At 58.5% G+C, this 17640-nt stretch carries 17 protein-coding genes; 9 read left to right on the forward strand and 8 right to left on the reverse strand.

Annotated elements, in window-relative coordinates; all coding sequences use genetic code 11:
- The first annotated feature begins 61 nt into the window (after window positions 1-61).
- The 5 genes from EPE01S_RS02640 to EPE01S_RS02660 are packed head-to-tail and all read left to right on the forward strand — an operon-like array spanning window position 62 to window position 5596.
- A complete protein-coding gene (locus EPE01S_RS02640) occupies window positions 62-535 on the forward strand; it encodes a (2Fe-2S)-binding protein (RefSeq protein WP_062743006.1) in 474 nt (157 codons plus the stop codon).
- On the forward strand, window positions 532-2769 hold the full coding sequence (locus EPE01S_RS02645; protein WP_062743007.1) for a xanthine dehydrogenase family protein molybdopterin-binding subunit: 2238 nt from the start codon (window positions 532-534) through the stop codon (window positions 2767-2769). The genes EPE01S_RS02640 and EPE01S_RS02645 overlap by 4 nt, the downstream gene beginning before the upstream one ends.
- Window positions 2766-4058: a cytochrome c gene (locus EPE01S_RS02650; RefSeq protein WP_062743008.1), complete on the forward strand. Its 1293-nt coding sequence runs from the start codon at window positions 2766-2768 to the stop codon at window positions 4056-4058. The genes EPE01S_RS02645 and EPE01S_RS02650 overlap by 4 nt, the downstream gene beginning before the upstream one ends.
- The gene (locus EPE01S_RS02655) at window positions 4059-4637 is read left to right on the forward strand and encodes a nucleotidyltransferase family protein (protein WP_062743009.1); all 579 of its coding nucleotides are present in this window, start codon (window positions 4059-4061) and stop codon (window positions 4635-4637) included.
- Window positions 4634-5596 carry an XdhC family protein gene (locus tag EPE01S_RS02660; RefSeq protein WP_240043864.1) on the forward strand — a complete coding sequence of 321 codons (963 nt, stop codon included), beginning with the start codon at window positions 4634-4636 and terminating at the stop codon, window positions 5594-5596. The genes EPE01S_RS02655 and EPE01S_RS02660 overlap by 4 nt, the downstream gene beginning before the upstream one ends.
- 39 nt (window positions 5597-5635) lie before the next feature.
- Here the strand turns inward: EPE01S_RS02660 and EPE01S_RS02665 are convergent, their stop codons facing one another.
- Window positions 5636-5908 carry a YfcL family protein gene (locus EPE01S_RS02665; RefSeq protein WP_062743011.1) on the reverse strand — a complete coding sequence of 91 codons (273 nt, stop codon included), beginning with the start codon at window positions 5906-5908 and terminating at the stop codon, window positions 5636-5638.
- Window positions 5909-5938: 30 nt separating this feature from the next.
- Entirely contained in the window at window positions 5939-6487 is a 549-nt protein-coding gene (locus tag EPE01S_RS02670; protein ID WP_062743012.1) for an elongation factor P hydroxylase, read from the reverse strand.
- 391 nt (window positions 6488-6878) lie between these two features.
- On the opposite strand from EPE01S_RS02670, the gene EPE01S_RS02675 reads away from it, so the two are divergent.
- Complete coding sequence (locus EPE01S_RS02675) at window positions 6879-9458, forward strand: bifunctional diguanylate cyclase/phosphodiesterase (protein ID WP_062743013.1); 2580 nt, start codon at window positions 6879-6881, stop codon at window positions 9456-9458.
- Here the strand turns inward: EPE01S_RS02675 and EPE01S_RS02680 are convergent.
- Entirely contained in the window at window positions 9438-10253 is an 816-nt protein-coding gene (locus EPE01S_RS02680; RefSeq protein WP_162900952.1) for a helix-turn-helix domain-containing protein, read from the reverse strand. The two genes, EPE01S_RS02675 and EPE01S_RS02680, sit on opposite strands and share 21 nt — an antisense overlap.
- 153 nt (window positions 10254-10406) lie before the next feature.
- Between EPE01S_RS02680 and iolE the strand changes: the two genes are divergently transcribed.
- Both iolE and EPE01S_RS02690 read left to right on the forward strand, forming a co-directional pair.
- Window positions 10407-11300 (forward strand): myo-inosose-2 dehydratase, encoded by an 894-nt coding sequence (gene iolE, locus EPE01S_RS02685; RefSeq protein ID WP_062743015.1) that lies wholly within the window; start codon window positions 10407-10409, stop codon window positions 11298-11300.
- Window positions 11301-11309: 9 nt separating this feature from the next.
- The gene (locus EPE01S_RS02690; protein WP_062743016.1) at window positions 11310-12482 is read left to right on the forward strand and encodes a Gfo/Idh/MocA family protein; all 1173 of its coding nucleotides are present in this window, start codon (window positions 11310-11312) and stop codon (window positions 12480-12482) included.
- Window positions 12483-12571: 89 nt separating this feature from the next.
- Here the strand turns inward: EPE01S_RS02690 and EPE01S_RS02695 are convergent, their stop codons facing one another.
- The 4 genes from EPE01S_RS02695 to prmB are packed head-to-tail and all read right to left on the reverse strand — an operon-like array spanning window position 12572 to window position 16260.
- Window positions 12572-13372 (reverse strand): sulfite exporter TauE/SafE family protein, encoded by an 801-nt coding sequence (locus EPE01S_RS02695; protein WP_062743017.1) that lies wholly within the window; start codon window positions 13370-13372, stop codon window positions 12572-12574.
- A 14-nt stretch (window positions 13373-13386) separates the two neighbouring features.
- The gene (gene mepA, locus EPE01S_RS02700) at window positions 13387-14211 is read right to left on the reverse strand and encodes a penicillin-insensitive murein endopeptidase (protein WP_062743107.1); all 825 of its coding nucleotides are present in this window, start codon (window positions 14209-14211) and stop codon (window positions 13387-13389) included.
- 3 nt (window positions 14212-14214) lie between these two features.
- Entirely contained in the window at window positions 14215-15300 is a 1086-nt protein-coding gene (gene aroC / locus EPE01S_RS02705) for a chorismate synthase (RefSeq protein WP_062743018.1), read from the reverse strand.
- A gap of 27 nt (window positions 15301-15327) precedes the next feature.
- Window positions 15328-16260: a 50S ribosomal protein L3 N(5)-glutamine methyltransferase gene (prmB, locus tag EPE01S_RS02710; RefSeq protein ID WP_062743019.1), complete on the reverse strand. Its 933-nt coding sequence runs from the start codon at window positions 16258-16260 to the stop codon at window positions 15328-15330.
- 199 nt (window positions 16261-16459) lie between these two features.
- On the opposite strand from prmB, the gene smrB reads away from it, so the two are divergent.
- Window positions 16460-17017 carry an endonuclease SmrB gene (gene smrB, locus EPE01S_RS02715; RefSeq protein WP_062743020.1) on the forward strand — a complete coding sequence of 186 codons (558 nt, stop codon included), beginning with the start codon at window positions 16460-16462 and terminating at the stop codon, window positions 17015-17017.
- Window positions 17018-17051: 34 nt separating this feature from the next.
- Here the strand turns inward: smrB and sixA are convergent, their stop codons facing one another.
- Window positions 17052-17534, reverse strand: coding sequence for a phosphohistidine phosphatase SixA (gene sixA, locus EPE01S_RS02720; RefSeq protein WP_062743021.1), 483 nt, complete (start codon window positions 17532-17534; stop codon window positions 17052-17054).
- Window positions 17535-17640: the final 106 nt, after the last annotated feature.

A 17640-nucleotide genomic window follows, 5' to 3' on the forward strand; every position in this document is an offset into this window, starting at 1 on the left:
TTTTGTCTCTGGCCCCGCAGACTCGACACGGAAAGGACGGGCCATCAATGGATGATTTACTATGGAATTCACGCTTAACGGCCAGCGCGTCATCCTTGATGATGCGCATTCAGACACCCCCATTCTCTATATTTTACGTAATGACTTTCAGTTAAACGGCCCCAAATATGGCTGCGGCATCGGTGAATGCGGCGCCTGCACCATACACATCGACGGCATCGCTGCCCGCGCCTGCAGCGTGCCTGCTCATACGGTGGCAGGAAAACACGTCACCACCCTCGAAGGGCTGGCGGACGGGGAGAAGCTGCATCCGGTGCAGCAGGGGTTTATCGACGAGCAAGCCGCTCAGTGCGGCTACTGTACCAACGGGATGATCATGACGCTGGTCTCTCTGTTCCGTCGGGTCCCTCTGGCCTCCGAACAGCAGATAAAGGATGAACTGGCGTTTAATCTGTGCCGCTGCGGAACTCACCTGGAGATTTTACGTGCGGCACAGAAAGCCCGTGAGCTTATCGCCAGCGAGGTGCGGTCATGAATATGTTTCAGCTCACCCGCCGACGCCTGCTGCAGGCCGGAGGCTTTATCGGCGTCAGTATCCTGCTGCCGGGCAGCGCAAGGGCAGGATCCCCGCCGTCTGCCGACCGCTCTGGCAACGGGGTGGGGAGCTTTATTGCGCTCTCTGCGGACGGCAAGGTGAGCGCCTTTAACGGGCATGTCGACCTGGGCACCGGGGTAAGAACCTCACTGGCGCAGTATGTTGCCGATGCGCTTGATGTCCCCTTCAGCGCCGTAACAATGATACTTGGTGATACGACACTGACGCCGGATCAGGGCCCAACCATTGCCAGTGCGACGCTTCAGGTGACAGCACTGCCCCTGCGTCAGGCGGCCAGCCAGTTGCGTCTGCAGCTGATGCGGCTCGCCGCCAGCGTCATGAATGTTCCCGTTAAACAACTGCGCACCGAGGCAGGCTGGGTGATCGACAGTCAGCGGCCCGCTCGTCGTCTGGCCTATGGCCAGCTGACCCACGAAAAAGACACTCATCTTCCTCTGGATACAACGGTTCCGCTGTACTCTGCGCGACGCTACGTCGGCACCCCGGTCGCCCGCGTGGATATTCCTGCCAAGGTGAGCGGTAAGCTGACCTGGGTTCACGATCTGCGGGTGCCCGGTATGCTGCACGGGCGGGTTGTGCGCCCGCCCTATGGCGGCGCCGACAGCAGCGCCCCGCTGGGCCACAGTCTGATTGCCGTTGACGAAAGCTCCATTGCTCACCTGGAGGGTATCGTCCGTGTGGTGGTGATTAAAGACTTTGTCGGTATTGTCGCCCGGCGTGAAGAGCAGGCCATAGCCGCCATGTACGCCCTGAAAGTCAGCTGGAAACCCTGGGCCGGTCTGCCCGGACTCGGCCTGAATCAGCTGCATGACACACTGGCTGACTGCGAAAAACAGCCGCGCGTGCTGCGTGACGATCAGGGCACAGATGTCGCGCTAAAAAACCGTCATATCTCAATAGATGCCGACTATGTCTGGCCTTATCAGCTGCACGCCTCGATCGGCCCTTCCTGCGCCGTGGCTGATATTCGCGATGGCAGAGCAAAGATCTGGTCAGGTACGCAGAACCCGCACGATCTGCGCAAGGATATTGCGCTGCTGCTGGACATGGATATCCCGGCCGTTGAGGTAAAGCGTATGGAGGCCTCCGGTTGCTACGGACGTAACTGTGCGGATGATGTCGCTGCCGACGCGGCGCTACTGTCCAGAGCCACGGGCCAGCCCGTCCGCGTCCAACTGATGCGTGAACAGGAGGCGGCCTGGGAGCCAAAAGGTGCCGCTCAGTTAATCCGTGTCAGCGGGGGGCTGGATCGTATGATGAACATCTCCTGTTATGAGCTTCGTACCTGCTACCCCTCTAACAACGCTCCCACTCTGCCGTTGATCCTGACGGGGAAAGTGACCAATGAGCCTGTGGTGCAGTCCATGGGGGATCGTACCGCCATTCCGCTATACCGTTTCCCTCACATGCGCATGATTTGTGAAGATGCTGCACCGCTGGTGCGCGCCTCCTGGATGCGGGGTGTCTCTGCGCTGCCCAATGTCTTTGCTCACGAGAGCTGGGTGGATGAGGTCGCGTGGCACGCCGGACGTGATCCGATTGATCTGCGTCTGGATTATCTGGACGATTCCCGGGCGATAACCATGATTAACCATCTGAAAAAAATGGCTGAATGGAAGAATGGCCCCCCACATCACCGAACGCAAAAAGAGGGCGACTGGCTGCGCGGGCGCGGTTTTGCGTGGGCTCGTTACATCCACAGCACGTTTCCCGGCTTCGGTGCCGCCTGGGCGGCCTGGGTGTGTGATTTAAGCGTTAACACCCTGACCGGAGAGATCCGGCTGGATAAAATTTATGTCTGCCACGACTGCGGAGAAATGGTCAATCCGGCCGGGGTTCGCCATCAGGTGCACGGTAACGTCATTCAGTGTGCCAGCCGGGTGCTGAAAGAGTATGTTACCTTCGACGCCAGCGGCACCACATCACTTGAGTGGGGCAGTTATCCACTGCTGCGTTTTGATGAACTGCCCGACGTCGACATTGCCCTGCTCGACTACCCGGAAGAGCCCGCTATGGGGGCCGGGGAATCGGCCTCCGTTCCGGGAGCAGCGGCCATTGCCAATGCACTGTTTGATGCGACTGGCATCCGCTTTCGTGCACCGCCGTTTACACCGGATCGCGTACTACGCGCTTTACAGGGAGGTAAAGCATGACCCGCAGAAATAAGTGGCTGGGAATTTCAGGAACCGTTGTGCTGGCTGCCGTAGTCATCGCTGCCCTGTTCAGCCTGCAGCCGGAGATCACCCCCATCGACCCGCCGGAAACTATACAGTTTTCAGCCGCCAGCATTGCCCGGGGTAAAACGCTGGCGGCACTGGGTGATTGCAGCGCCTGCCATACACGCGCGGGCGGCGAGCCCAACAGCGGAGGGCTGGCGATGGACACCCCCTTCGGTACTATCTATACCAGCAACATTACCCCGGATGCGGATAACGGAATTGGCCGCTGGTCTTATCCGGCGTTTTTGCGTGCCATGCGCTACGGTATAGACCGTCGGGGTCATTATCTCTACCCGGCCTTCCCTTACACCGCTTTTACTCATACCAGTAATGAAGACCTGCAGGATCTCTATGCCTTCCTGATGAGCCAGCCCGCCGTCAGCTACCGGGTACCGGAAACCCGCCTGAGCTTTCCGTTTAATATCCGCCAGGGTATGGCGGCATGGAACTGGCTGTTTCTGCACCCGGGTGAACGCACACCCGATCCAGAACATAGCGCCGTATGGAACCGGGGAGCCTATCTGGCTGAAGGGCTTGGTCACTGCAGCGCCTGCCATTCACCTCGCAACCTGGCCGCTGCTGAAAAACAGGGAGACGCCGCCCTGAGCGGCGGCGTTGCCGAAGGATGGGTCGCGCCTGCTCTGAATGCACGTTCACCCGCGCCGGTGGCCTGGGACGAAAGTCAGTTTCAACACTATTTACGAACCGGGTTTTCCCCTGAGCACGGCATCGCTGCGGGTCCGATGGGGCCGGTAATCAGTGCCGGACTGGTGCATCAGTCGGAGAAGGATATCCGGGCGCTGGCACACTGGCTGATGAGCTTCAAGTCGCCCGCCTCCGGTCAGGCGGCAACGTTAGTTGCGCTCGCCGCGCGGCGGGGACAGCGGCAGGATTCTGCCGGGGCGCGTCAGTACGCTGGTTCCTGTATGGCCTGTCACGCGCAGCAGAAAGGCCCGCATCTGTACGGCGTACGTCCACAGCTGGTGCTGAACAGCAACCTGTATACCGACTCGCCTGAAAATCTGATCCACATCGTGCTGGACGGCATCGACCATCCGGCCACGGCGGGCCTGGGTACCATGCCCGGCTTCCGGCACCAGTTGAGTGACCAGCAGATTGCCACACTGCTGAACTGGCTGCGGACAGACCTCGCCGGGCAGGCACCGTGGAAGGAGCTCGAACGTAAGGTGGCTGAGATCCGCCAGCAGCACGAGGAAGGATAAATGGGCATCGGCGTGTTAGTGATGGCGGCGGGTCACAGCCGCCGCTACCGGGAACTGAACGGACAGCATAAGTTGCTGGTCAGGCATCCGGCATGTAGCAATCTGCCGCTGCTGGCGCACAGTCTGCAGTTAGCAACGGCGGCGTGCGGCAAGCGGGTAAATGTAATGCTGCGTCCAGAAGATGGCCCGTTGATTGACATCGTGCAACGCTACCGCTGCGGAATGACCCTGGTGGACAGCCGCTGCCTGGGGGACTCGATTGCCGCCGGTGTGGCGGCACAGCCCCACTGGTCCGGGTGGCTGGTCATGCTGGCCGATATGCCCTGGCTGCAGCTGAGTACAGTCAGACGGATCTGCCAGGCGCTGGCCTTTGCCGATATTGTCCGCCCCCAGTGGCAGCAGCAGCCGGGTCACCCGGTTGGCTTCAGCGCGGATGTCTATGAGGCCCTGCTCGCCCTGAAAGGCGAGGATGGCGCACGCAGTATTCTCCGGGGTGCGCCCCCCCTGCTGTTAAAAGTGAACGATCCCGGTTGCGTTCGCGACGTCGATGTTCCGGGCGACTGGATGCAGGCAGAATGATGGTCGGTTCACTGGATATCACCGTGCTGGAAAACGCACGCCTCTGGCCAGGTAAACAGCAGGGTTTATGGCTGTGTACCGTACTGCAGACGTGGGGGTCAGCTCCGCGTGCGCCCGGGGCGCTACTGGCCGTCAGTGAGGACGGAACAGTGTGTGGTTCGCTTTCCGGGGGCTGCATTGAGCAGGATTTTTTGCGGCGGGTGGCAGCGGGTGAATACAGTCAGCCCAGCCAGCAGGTACGCTATGGTGCAGATGGCCTGACGCCGGATGTCGCCCTGCCCTGCGGCGGTAGCCTGGCGGTATTGATAGAATACCTGCCGCCTTCGCCAGATTCGGCCGAATACCTGACACAGATGCTACGGGCGCTGCGCGGTGAACTGACGCTGGAAAAGCAGGTGATCAACGGGCAACCTGCCCGCCTGAGGCCTGCGGGAACGTCGGCGCTCCCTGCCGCAGCCGGTGTCAGCCTGACACTGGCCGCAGCCACCTCTCTGCTGATTGCCGGGCTGTCGCCAGTGGCAGAGTACTGCATCCATTATGCGCGTATGCTGGGTTTTCCTGTGGTGGTATGCGAGCACCGCGGATCCTATCTGGCAGACTTTGCCGGACGTCCTGACCTGCATTCCGGGGTGACGCTTGTTCGTCGCTTTCCTGCGCGCCACCTGGAGCTGAACGGCTGCACGGCACAAACGGCAGTGCTCAGTCTGACGCATGACGCACGGATAGACGATCTGACGCTGGCGGAAGCCTGTCAGACCCCGGCCTTTTATATCGGTGCGCTCGGTTCACAGCGTAACAGTGAGCGCCGGCGGGGACGTCTGGCAGACATGGGCGAATTATCGGAACAACAGCTGGCACGGATCAGCGCCCCGGTGGGGATGGCTATCGGCAGCAAAACCCCGCCAGAGATTGCGCTGGCCATTATGGCGGATATCGTGCGGGTAAAAAATGGCGTTTGAGTGCGGGCAGAGACGCTGCTGCCCTCGCTCAGACCGCGCTTACTGCGCCTGCAGAAAGAGTTTGTCCCACATGCTGGTGACCAGCACCTGGTCACGCGGAGAGAGTTCCCCCGCCTGAATCGCTTTTTCCAGGCTTTTCTGTACCTGAATCTGCAAGGCTTCTGGCGTATGCTCACCGGACAGTTCGATCTGGGCCACGGCCAGAGTCAGGTGACCGCGCAGGTAGCCGCCGGCAAAAAGTTCGTCGTCACTGGCATGTTCGACCATGTCATCAATCAGGCCCAGAATACGCGCTTCAAATTCATCGATCATAAAAACCTCTGTAAACTATTCGCTCCCCGTTCAGCTCAGGTCTTCCGGCCAGGGAAACTGTGCTGACGTCAGCGGTGGAGTGGAGTAAAACGCGCGCAGTTCAGCAATCAGACGTGCCGGACGGTCAGGAATGCCTTTTTCAAGATACGCCATCACCTGGGCATGCACCTTGCGCTGAAACGCAATGCGATCGGGTTCACAATCGCCTTCCAGATTGTCACAACTGACATTGAACGGAAAGCCCGCCGCCACGCTGAACATCCACTCCAGCGCCTGCGGCTTCACCTCGACGGACTCAAACTGACTCTGCGTTTCCGCATCGCGCCCGTCCGGGCAATACCAGTAGCCAAAATCCACGAGTTTGCGTCGTTCAGCCCCGGCAATACACCAGTGTGAGATTTCATGCATTCCGCTGGCGTAGAACCCGTGAGCAAACACGACCCGGTTCCACGGTGATGAATCATCAGCGGGAAGATAGATCGGTTCATCATCGCCTTTAATCAGGCGGGTCTGAAAATCATTCATAAAACAGCGATCGAAGATATCGATCAGATCCTGATAGTGGTGTTGCTGGCTCATAGCAGGTTGTCGTCAAAGTAAAAAACGCGCAATTTTGACATTTTGTCAGACAGGATTCGAGCACTATTGCTGTTTTCGCGCCAGAAAGCCGCAGGTCAGTCAGCTCAGGTATCTGAGGTAAACCGGCAGGTTGTGCACGTAACAGGCTATTCCCCCCTTTTAGCGGCATCGCTGAAAGCATCAAGTTTTTACTCTACCGGCCGATAATTCATTATTACCCCTGGTGCCCGATTTCACATTTTTCTAGATAAATGGTGATAAAAATCAGTTCATTCGCCATGCGTCACCGTACATTATTTCTTCGTAAGATCGGGTTAGATATGTTCATCAGACGCCACAACTGACACGAAAGCCGTGTTAATCCCCGATTGCCCTTTTCAGGCGAATGTCCATGAAGCATAAATCGACAATAAAAAGAATAATTCACCACCGGGAGGCGAGCGGGCTGGTTAAACAGCCAATGATCGCCATGCTTTTTTTGCTTGGCATATTATTCATCCTCGCCATTACTGCACTGTTTTATATCGCCGGCAGACAGAATGCCCACGAAGATGAGCATTTTCATTTACTGATGGGCAAGGCCATTGAAAACCGCCAGGAAATTATGCATTCGCACACCATCGATAACGCGGACTGGGGCGAGGCCTATGAAAACCTGCATCTGACTATCAATACCGAATGGGCGTGGGACAATCAGAACCTTGGCGCATCGCTCTATCAGACCTTTCATTACGAGGGGATCTTTGTTATTTCCCCGGATGGACAAACCCGGTACAGCGTCATTAACGGAAAGCTGAATTTGCAGCTGGTTGAGAGCTGGCTGGGGAAGGACCCGGTTCCGCGTCTTAAACAACTGCTTGGCACCGCCGTAGGGAAAGCCGTCTCTACCCTGATGGTGTCCGAGGGGCAGGTCACTCTGTTGAGTGCCGCCTGGATTTCCCCCGGCGGGGACAGCAGCGTCATCACCGATAATGGCCCCCGATCGTTAATGATTTTTGCCGACCGCCTCACGCCTGAAAAACTGAACAAAATGGCCCTTGAGTACGGCATTCACGGGGCGCATATCCTCAGCCCACAGGCCCCCCCCGGCCCGGCCGCCAGCAACCGGCTGATCCTGCCCGCATCAGGCGGCCCGGTTATTGTTGAGTGGCAGAGCGATAATCCTGGTGAAGCCCTGTTGACGGGCCTGCTCCCCGCGCTGGTGTTACTGATGCTGGCCACTCTGTTCACTGCCTTTGTGCTGATGAAGAATGCACTGCGCAAAGCACGGATGAGTGATGAAGCGCGTTTCCTGCTGGAGCAGAGCCAGCAGGCGCTGCACAGCAGCGAATGCCGTTTCAGAGATGTGGCAGAAACCACCACGGACTGGATTTGGGAGGCCGATGAAAATCTGCGGTTCACCTGGATTTCCGAACGTTTTCCGGCCATTACCGGTTACCACATCTCAGACTGGCTGGGTCGCCCGGCAAGCGAGTTTTTACTGAACGACAGCAATGCCGTGGCGCAACTGACCGATCTTTGCCAGTCCGGTGGACGTATCAGTCTGCCAAACAGCCACTATCTTTCCGCACAACAGCATCAGCGCTACTGCAATATGATCGTCAAGCGCGTGTTACTGCCGGACGGGAAAACGGGTTTCCGTGGTACCGCAACGGACGTCACTCAGGAAGTGAAGGCACAGGAGCGCGTGCGCTATCTGTCGCATTTTGACGACCTCACCGGCCTGCCCAACCGCGTGCAGATGAAGGAGTTCCTTGAGGGAAAACTCAATTCTGAACCCACCGGCGACTGTCAGCTCGCCATCATCATGGTCGACCTGGACAGGTTTAAACCCGTCAACGATGTCTACGGGCACAGCGCAGGCGATACGGTGCTGCATGAGGTTTCCGCCCGCCTGCGTCGCTGTCTGCAAGCGTCCGGCATGGTGACCCGTCACGGTGGGGATGAATTTATTATTATTCTGCCGGAGGTAACGCACCACGACGATATCGAACAGTTATGCCGTCGGATCATTCAGGACATTAACGCGCCCTTCCTGGTGGGCAGCAGTGAAATTTTTATCGGGGCCAGTCTGGGCATTGCGCTTGCTCCCCAGGATGCACGCACGGCAGGAGACCTGCTGCGCTATGCCGATATTGCGCTGTATAAAGCTAAAAATGAGGGCCGCAATCAGTGGGCTTTTTTCCAGCGCGATATGGGCGAAAAGATTGTTCAGCGTCGTGAGATGGAGCAGGAGCTGCGCGAAGGTATCCGCAGCGGCCAGCTGCGCCTGGTTTACCAGCCGCGTTACAGCACCAAATCCTGCCGCATTACCGGGGTGGAGGCGCTGGTCAGGTGGCAGCACCCGCATCACGGCCTGCTGATGCCCGATCAGTTTATTCCGCTGGCAGAAGAAACCGGGCTGATCTACGCGCTTAGCGACTGGGTACTGGAAACGGCCTGCGCTGAAACCCGCTGCCATCTGCCGGGATTATCCGTGTCGGTCAACCTGTCCGCCGGGGAGTTTCAGGACAAAGGGCTGTACAACAGAATCAAAGAGGCACTGGAAAAAACAGGACTGGAAAGTTCACGACTGGAGATCGAAGTGACCGAAAACGTGACGCTACAGGATCCGCTTAAAACCCAGCAGATTATGCTGAAAATTAAAGCGCTGGGGGTGAAGTTCCTGATCGATGATTTCGGCACGGGCTTCTCCTCCCTGAGCTATCTGCGAACGTTCCCTTTTGACGGCATCAAACTCGATAAATCCTTTATTTTCCCAATGGAAGACTCCGTGGGTGCACGTCAGATTGTGGAAAACATGGTGGGTCTTGGCAAGGCCTATTCGCTGGATGTCACCGCTGAAGGCGTGGAAACGCAGACTCAGCTGGAGCAGTTAACCCTGCTGCAGTGTGACAGTCTGCAGGGCTATTTGATTGGCAAGCCGGTGGCCATTGAGCGGCTGAAGGAATCAGCATTCTGGCGGGGCTGACGCCAGCGCCTGCTGGCGAAATGCCAGAGGTGCCAGGCCGTAATGCTCTTTGAACAGGCGTGAAAAATGAAACGGCGAGACAAACCCGCACTGCTCGGCGATCAGCGCCACCGGCAGCGCACTGCGCGTCAGCAGACGTTCCGCATGGCGCAGGCGCACGTCACGCAGGTAACGCGCGGGCGTCTGACGCAGGTGCCGCCGGAACAGGGCGATCAGATGGTTCACAGAGCAGTGGGCGCGCGCGGCAATATCCTCCAGCGCCAGCGGGTGCGGGTAACGCATCGCAATATAGCGGCAGGCTTCCCGCACCCCTTTGGGCATGGTCTGCCGCCCCTCATCGCGCGGCGGAATGCCGCGGGAGGCGTAGTAATAGAGCAGGGTTTCGGCCAGCGAGATCAGTGCACGCGGGGCCCCTCCCGGCTGTGAGGTCAGACTGATACCCAGCTCCATCAGCTGCTCGACCTGATGATCGAAGGCGATAGTGGGCGGCAGGTGCGCCAGTTCACGATTAAAATCCCCCGGCAGTGCGGCAAAATCCAATTGGCACCAGATATGTTCGCTGGGGATAAGCGGATCGAAGCGAAACAGCTCACGCTGTCCCGGTAGCAGCAGCGCCAGGGTACCGGGCAGGAGCATCAGGGAGCGCTGCGCCGTCTCAATGGTGACGCTGCCACTCAGCAGGGCAATAAACTGAATCCCACGCTGAATGCGCGGTCCGTAAATATCCCCCGCAGCATAGCGCGACAGACCGAAGTACCCCTCAATGACGGGCACCGTCAGTGTGATATCAGACATTTTTTTCAGCACTCTGGTCATGTACCCCCCGCCCCCACACAGGCTATCTTTTCTCCACTCTTCAGCCGGATAGCGGCCATTGCAACACCGGACTGCTCGCAGAGCGCGATTATGCGACGCACTTCAAACTTTGATTTCAGACAGGAGAAAATTATGGCCAATGCCAACGTGCGCCTGGGCGTCAGTCCGCTCGCCTGGACCAACGACGTGTTGAACGATCTGGGGGATGATGTCAGCGCATTACAGTGTATGCAGGAGGCGGCCGCTGCAGGTTATCAGGGGATTGAGCTGGGCCGTAAATTTCCCCGCGAAGCGTCGCAACTTGCGCCTCTGCTACAGGAAACCGGCCTGTCGCTGGCCTCCGGCTGGTTCTCCGGCACCCTGGCAGACATCAGCGTCCAACAGGAACTGCATAATGTTGCCGCCCACGCCCGCCTGCTGCAGACGCTGGGCTGTTCGGTGATGGTCTATGGCGAATGTGGCGGCATGCCCGGTGAAACGCCGCTCGATACTGGACTCTCTCACTCCCCCAGACTCAGCGGGATTGACGTCGACGCCTACGCGCGGCGTATGAGTCAGTTCGCCTTCGCGCTGCAGGAAGAATATGGCCTGACGCTGGCCTACCATCATCATCTGATGATGCTGGTTGAGCATCAGGATGAGATTGAGCGCTTCTTTACCGCCACGACAGATGACGTCGGTATGTTGCTGGATACCGGCCACGCCGTGGCCGCAGGCTGCGATCTCCGCGCACTGATACACCAGTTCGGCAGCCGCATCTGCCATATCCATCTGAAAGATATTCGCCGGGCGCGGCTGGATCAGGTGTTTGAGCAGGATGAGAGTTTTAATCAGGGAGTGCGCGGAGGCATGTTCACTGTCCCCGGCGACGGCGGCATCGACTATCAGCCGGTAGTGGACTTTGTCAGCCATGGCGGCTATCGCGGCTGGCTGATCGTTGAAGCCGAGCAGGACCCACTGAAAGCGCCGCCGGTGCCCACCGTCACCCGCGCTTTTCACCATATTAACCGTCTTTTTTCGCTGTAGGGGAACGCTATGTCTGACACTCTGAATATTGGCCTGATCGGCTCCGGCTTTATGGGCCAGGCCCATGCTGACGCCATCCGTCGTGCCGCCCTGCTCTACCCGGCCCTGCCGAAAACGCCGGTACTCTACGCTATCGCCGACCAGAATCAGGCACTGGCAGACCAGGCGGCAACGCGCTTCGGTGCCCTGCACGCTTACGGCGACTGGCGCGAAATGTTACAGGACCCGAATATTGACGTGATTGACATCACCTCTCCCAACCATCTTCATCACCCGATGGCGCTGGCCGCGATCGCCGCCGGGAAACATGTGTACTGCGAGAAACCGCTGGCGGTGACTGAGCCTCAGGCACGCGAAATGGCAGAAGCGGCGCAGCGGGCCGGCGTCAAAACCATGGTGGCCTTTAACAACATCAAAACCCCGGCCGCCCAACTGGCAAAACAGTTGATTGAGCGCGGCGAAATCGGCACGCCGGTGCGCTTTCGCGGCACGTTCGACCAGGGCTTTTACAACGACCCGGAACTGCCGTGGTCATGGCGCTGCTCAAAAGCGCTGGCAGGTTCCGGCTCGCTGGGTGATTTGGGGGCGCATACCCTGTCGGTGGCGCAGTATCTGATGGGCGGCGTGTCTGAGGTCTGCGCCAGCGGGCAGACGTATCTGAAAACCCGGCCAGTGCCCGGCGTGGACAGCGGCTACGCCAGTAAGGTGGATGCCAATGCCGAACGCCGTGAGGTGGAAAACGACGATCAGATGCAGTGTCTGGTGAACTTTACCAGCGGTGCCGCCGGGGTGATTGAATCATCCCGCATTGCTGCCGGACGAATTTTTGGCGTCTACTGGGAAGTCACCGGTACGGAAGGCACGCTGTATATGGACGGCGAGCGCTTTAATGAGCTGCAGGTGTTTCGTTTTAACGACGATAAGCGCGATCGCGGTTTCAAAACCCTGTATGCCGGCAGTCAGGTTCCCTCCTACTCGGCGTTTTTCGGCTTTGATTTTGGCGGCGGTGGCCTGGGTTATTTCGATGTCAAAGTGCTGGAGATACATGACCTGGTGCAGGGCATCTGCCGGGACGACGACTGTTATCCCAACTTCAGCTTTGGCTGGGAGAATCAGCGCATCCTGCAGGCGATTGAGGATTCGATGGATCAGCGCCGCTGGATCGCGGTGGGAAGAGGTTAACCCCCCGTTCCGGCCACACGGAAAACAAGGGGGTGATGACAACGGGTGCAAACCATCAACACGGGGCGACAGGAGAAAAGAGTCGCCCCTTACGATAGCTGATGCAACCATGCGGCGATCTCCGCGCCGTGGCTGTCGTACAGCAGTTTGGCGCTCATCACCGCCGAGACAATGACGATCATCGGGCGGATCAGCGTCTGCCCGCGGGTCAGCACCATTCGCGCCCCCAGGCGGGCGCCGCATACCTGCCCGGCCAGCATCACCAGCCCCACCAGCCACACCACTTTCCCGCCCAGCATAAACAGCAGCAGGCCCCCGAGGTTGGAGGTGAAGTTCAGGACTTTGGCGTGGGCGGTGGACTTGGCCAGGTTATAGCCGCACAGGGTGACAAACGCCAGCGCGTAAAATGAGCCGGCACCGGGACCGAAGAATCCGTCATAGAAGCCGACGCAGCCCCCGGCTACCAGTGCAAACGGCAGCCCGTGCAGACGACGCTGGCGATCCTCTTCACCAATCTTTGGCATCAGCAGGAAATAGAGGCCAATTGCGATCACCAGCAGCGGCAGCAGCTGCCGCAGAATATCGCCCTTGACGTGCTGAACCAGCAGCGCGCCACTGATCGAACCTAAAAACGTTAATGCGATGTTCAGCTTCTGTTCACGCAAATCCACCGCCTTACGGCGGATAAAGTACAGGCTGGCCGAAAACGAGCCCCCCACCGACTGCAGCTTATTGGTCGCCAGCGCCTGCGCCGGAGAAAGCCCGGCCGCCAGCAGCGCAGGCACGGTCAGTAACCCGCCACCACCTGCGATGGCATCAATAAATCCCGCCAGTAAGGCCACCAGAAACAGTACGCCGAGCAACCACGGAGCTACGTTGACCCATTCCATTTTTTCTCAGCGCCTTACAGTCGATGGTTATCCAGCAGAGCCTGGCAGGATGGCGGTAACGGCGGTGGCTCGCGCTTCACCGGCGGTGTACTGCCCGGTTTAGGCGGGGCGAACCAGCTTTGCAGCTCGGCACCGCAGCCGTCGCCCGGCGGCGGGATGGGCTGATCCTGACACTCCAGGCTGCCCGCCGGGCAGCGCAGACGCACGTGCATGTGCGCACGGTGCTGGAACCACGGCCGTACTTTGCGTAACCAGTCACGGTCGGCTCCGGCATCGGCACACAGCTGCTTTTTGATCGCCGGGTTAACGAAGATGCGCGTCACATCATCATCTTTCGCCGCCAGCTTGATCAGGCTGTCGATTTCCGGCTGCCAGTGGCGGGCCACCACATTTTTACCGTCGGCGGCCACCAGATCGAGCGGCTGAGGCTTCAGCAGCATCTGCTGTGTCCAGCGCTGCTTCGGTAGCTGAAGCCAGATATCAACATCCAGCCCGGACTGATGGCTGGCGTGACCGCTGCTGAAGCGTCCACCTGCCGCCATGCCCATATCACCGACCAGCACCTCCCCCAGCCCCAGCTGACGGGTGCGGGTACTGAGACGCTGAATAAAGGCGATCAGATCAGGGTGACCATAGTAGCGACGCTGATCGGTACGCATCACCTGGTAACCGGAGGCTTCCAGCGGCAGCGGCTGCGCGCCGATAATGCAGCCGTTAGAAAAGGCTCCGATGGACTGTGGCACGCCGGCTACCGGCTGTTGAATGGTCTGCCACGGCGTGGCGGCCTGACCGGTCGTCGAGATCATCAGCGCACACAGCGCCATCAGCGTTTTTTTCATCATTTACCAGCGCGGATAAGAGGTTTCTACATCAGCATTCTGCGCGCGGTGGCGCAGCAGGTGATCCATCAGCACAATCGCCATCATCGCTTCGGCAATCGGCACCGCACGGATGCCCACGCACGGATCGTGACGGCCTTTAGTGATCATCTCGACTTCTTCACCGCTGCGGGTCAGCGTTTTCCCCGGTACGGTGATGCTGGAAGTCGGTTTCATCGCCAGGTTAGCGATAATGCACTGACCGCTGCTGATACCGCCCAGAATACCGCCAGCGTGGTTGCTCTGGAAACCGCTGGCACGGATTTCATCCCGGTGTTCACTGCCGCGCTGGCCGACCACGGCAAAGCCGTCGCCAATTTCAATGCCTTTGACCGCATTGATACTCATCAGCGCGTGCGCGAGATCGGCATCCAGACGATCAAAGACGGGCTCTCCGAGGCCCGCCGGGACATTTTCCGCCATCACGGTCACTTTGGCCCCGATGGAATCCCCCTCTTTTTTCAGGGCGCGCATCAGTTCGTCCAGCGCTTCAATTTTGTCCGGGTCCGGGCAGAAGAACGGGTTCAGTTCAACCTGATCCCAGTCTTTCAGTTCGCAGGCAACGTCGCCAATCTGGGCCAGATAGCCGCGCACGATAATGCCGTGCTTCATCTCCAGGTACTTTTTGGCAATCGCCCCGGCCGCCACGCGCATTGCCGTTTCACGCGCAGAAGATCGCCCGCCACCGCGATAGTCGCGGAAGCCGTATTTCTGATCGTAGGTGTAATCGGCATGGCCCGGACGGTAGAGATCTTTGATCGTGCCGTAATCCTGCGAGCGCTGATCGGTATTTTCAATCAGCAGGCCGATACTGGTACCGGTGGTTTTCCCTTCGAAGACCCCGGACAGAATTTTCACCTGGTCCGGCTCGCGGCGCTGGGTGGTATAGCGTGAAGTGCCAGGACGGCGGCGATCGAGATCGTGCTGCAAATCAGCTTCGGTCAGCGGGATGCCCGGCGGCACGCCATCGACGATGCAGCCCAGAGCGATGCCATGCGATTCGCCGAACGTTGTGACCCGAAATACTTGTCCAATGGTATTACCCGCCATGACTTACTTCCTCGCTAAAAGTGATCATCAGTCTTTATACATTTTAAAATGATGCTGTGCGTCGATAATCTGTTGTTTAGTTAGCATAAATACGCCATCCCCGCCGTTATCAAACTCCAGCCAGGTGAAAGGCACATCCGGGTACTGGTCGATCATATGCACCATGCTGTTACCCACTTCACAAATCAGCACGCCCCGATCGCTGAGATAGTCCGGCGCACAGGCCAGAATACGGCGTACCAGCTTCAGGCCATCACGGCCAGCGGCCAGGCCCAGTTCCGGCTCGTGGCGATATTCATTAGGCAGGTCGTCCATATCATCCGCATCGACATACGGTGGATTCGTCACGATCAGGTCGTACTGCGTCTTTGGCAGCTCGCGGAACAGGTCAGCGCGGATCGGCGTCACGTGATGGTCAAGACCGTGTGCGCCAATGTTCTGCTCGGTCACCGCCAGCGCATCGGTAGAGATGTCAACGGCATCCACTTCCGCATCCGGGAAGGCATACGCACAGGCAATGGCGATACAGCCGCTGCCGGTACACATATCGAGGATGTGCTGTGGATCCTGACTGATGATGCCGTCAAAGTGGCTGTTAATCAGCTCACCAATCGGTGAACGCGGCACCAGCACCCGCTCATCCACATAAAATTCGTGCCCGCAGAACCAGGCTTTATTGGTCAGGTAGGCCACCGGAATGCGTTCGTTAATACGGCGGATCACGCGCTCAACAATGCGGTGACGCTCGCTGGAGGTCAGGCGCGCGTTACGCATATCCTCCGGGATATCGAGCGGGAGATAGAGCGTGGGGAGCACCAGTTGAACGGCTTCGTCCCAGGGATTGTCGGTGCCGTGGCCATACCAGATATCAGCGGCAGAAAAGCGGCTGACCGACCAGCGCAACATATCCTGAATAGTGTGCAGCTCATTGACTGCTTCATCGACGAAAATTTTGTCCAAAGTGCCCTCCGCAGGCCGTTCTGTTAAACCCGGGCGCTAGTTTGCCACGAAGCTTGAGATAATTCAGCGCGAGGGGGTGAAAAAGCTGAGATTTGTTTCAGCCACAGGCATGGAAAAGGTAGACTGACCGCAGATAATGGACGTTATGGCGCTTTAACCGGCGCCCTCGCCCTCACCTAACGCAAAGCGATCGCAGAGAATGAGTAAAAAAGAGAACCTGAACGCAGAAGACCAGGCGCTGTTTCGCGGGCTGATGGCCGGCACGCGTAAGCTGGCTCAGGACACCATCGTCCACAAGCCACAACGTAAAAAGATCGGCCAGGTGCCACAGAAACGCCTGCTGTCAGAGCAGATGGACAACAGCCACTATTTTTCAGATGAATTTCAGCCGCTGCTGGCCAGTGAGGGTGCCGTACGTTATGTGCGTGCGGATGTTGACCACTACGAGTTGAAAAAGCTGCGTCGTGGAGATTACAGCCCGGAGATTTTTCTCGACCTGCATGGACTGACACAGAAACAGGCCAAAGAGGAGCTGGGCGCGCTGATTGCTGCCTGTCGCCGTGAGCACATCTTCTGCGCCAGCGTCATGCATGGCCACGGCAAGCATGTGCTCAAACAGCAGACGCCACTGTGGCTGGCCCAGCACCCCATGGTGATGGCCTTTCATCAGGCGCCAAAATTATTCGGTGGGGATGCAGCACTGCTGGTGCTGATTGAAATCGAAGAGTGGCTTCCGCCAGAACTGATGTTGCCGTAGGGGCGGGCCTGTTGATTCGGCCCGCCGGAGTCAGTCAGATCGCTTTGGCGAGTTTGGCAGGAGAGACCTGCCACGCCAGCTTGCCGGTGGCATTCTCCGCATCGAACTCAATGCACGCAATCGCGGAGGTCGCAAACATCGGCGGCGCTTCCTGCGGGCAGAGTTCGGCCACCAGATAGCCCACCAGCGGCAGGTGAGAGATCACCAGCGCCGACGTGGCCCCTTCGTTAGCCAGAACCTGCAGATAGCAGGCCACCAGACCTGGATCGCCTCCCGGCGTCAGCTCCGGCAGGACATCTTCGCCTTCGGGCAGGGGCAACACTTCACGTACCGTGTTTAGCGTTTGCCGCGCACGCAGATAGGGACTGACCAGAACCCGCTCAATATCCACAGACTGGCCGTTAAGCCAGTTCGCCATCTGGCGAGTCTCATCACAGCCGCAGTGGGTCAGAGGTCTGACAGAATCACTGGCTGCATCTAATGCTGCATCGCCGTGACGCATAATGAAAACTTGCATATAGCACCGCTGTTGTTAAACAAAAACGCCGGGGGACAACGCCATCCGACTCTTCATCCAGAGAATGAACGGTGTGTTGTACCCCAATGCCTTGAGTATAGTCAAC

The sequence above is a fragment of the Erwinia persicina NBRC 102418 genome, from assembly GCF_001571305.1.
In the GTDB taxonomy this organism is placed as follows: domain Bacteria; phylum Pseudomonadota; class Gammaproteobacteria; order Enterobacterales; family Enterobacteriaceae; genus Erwinia; species Erwinia persicina.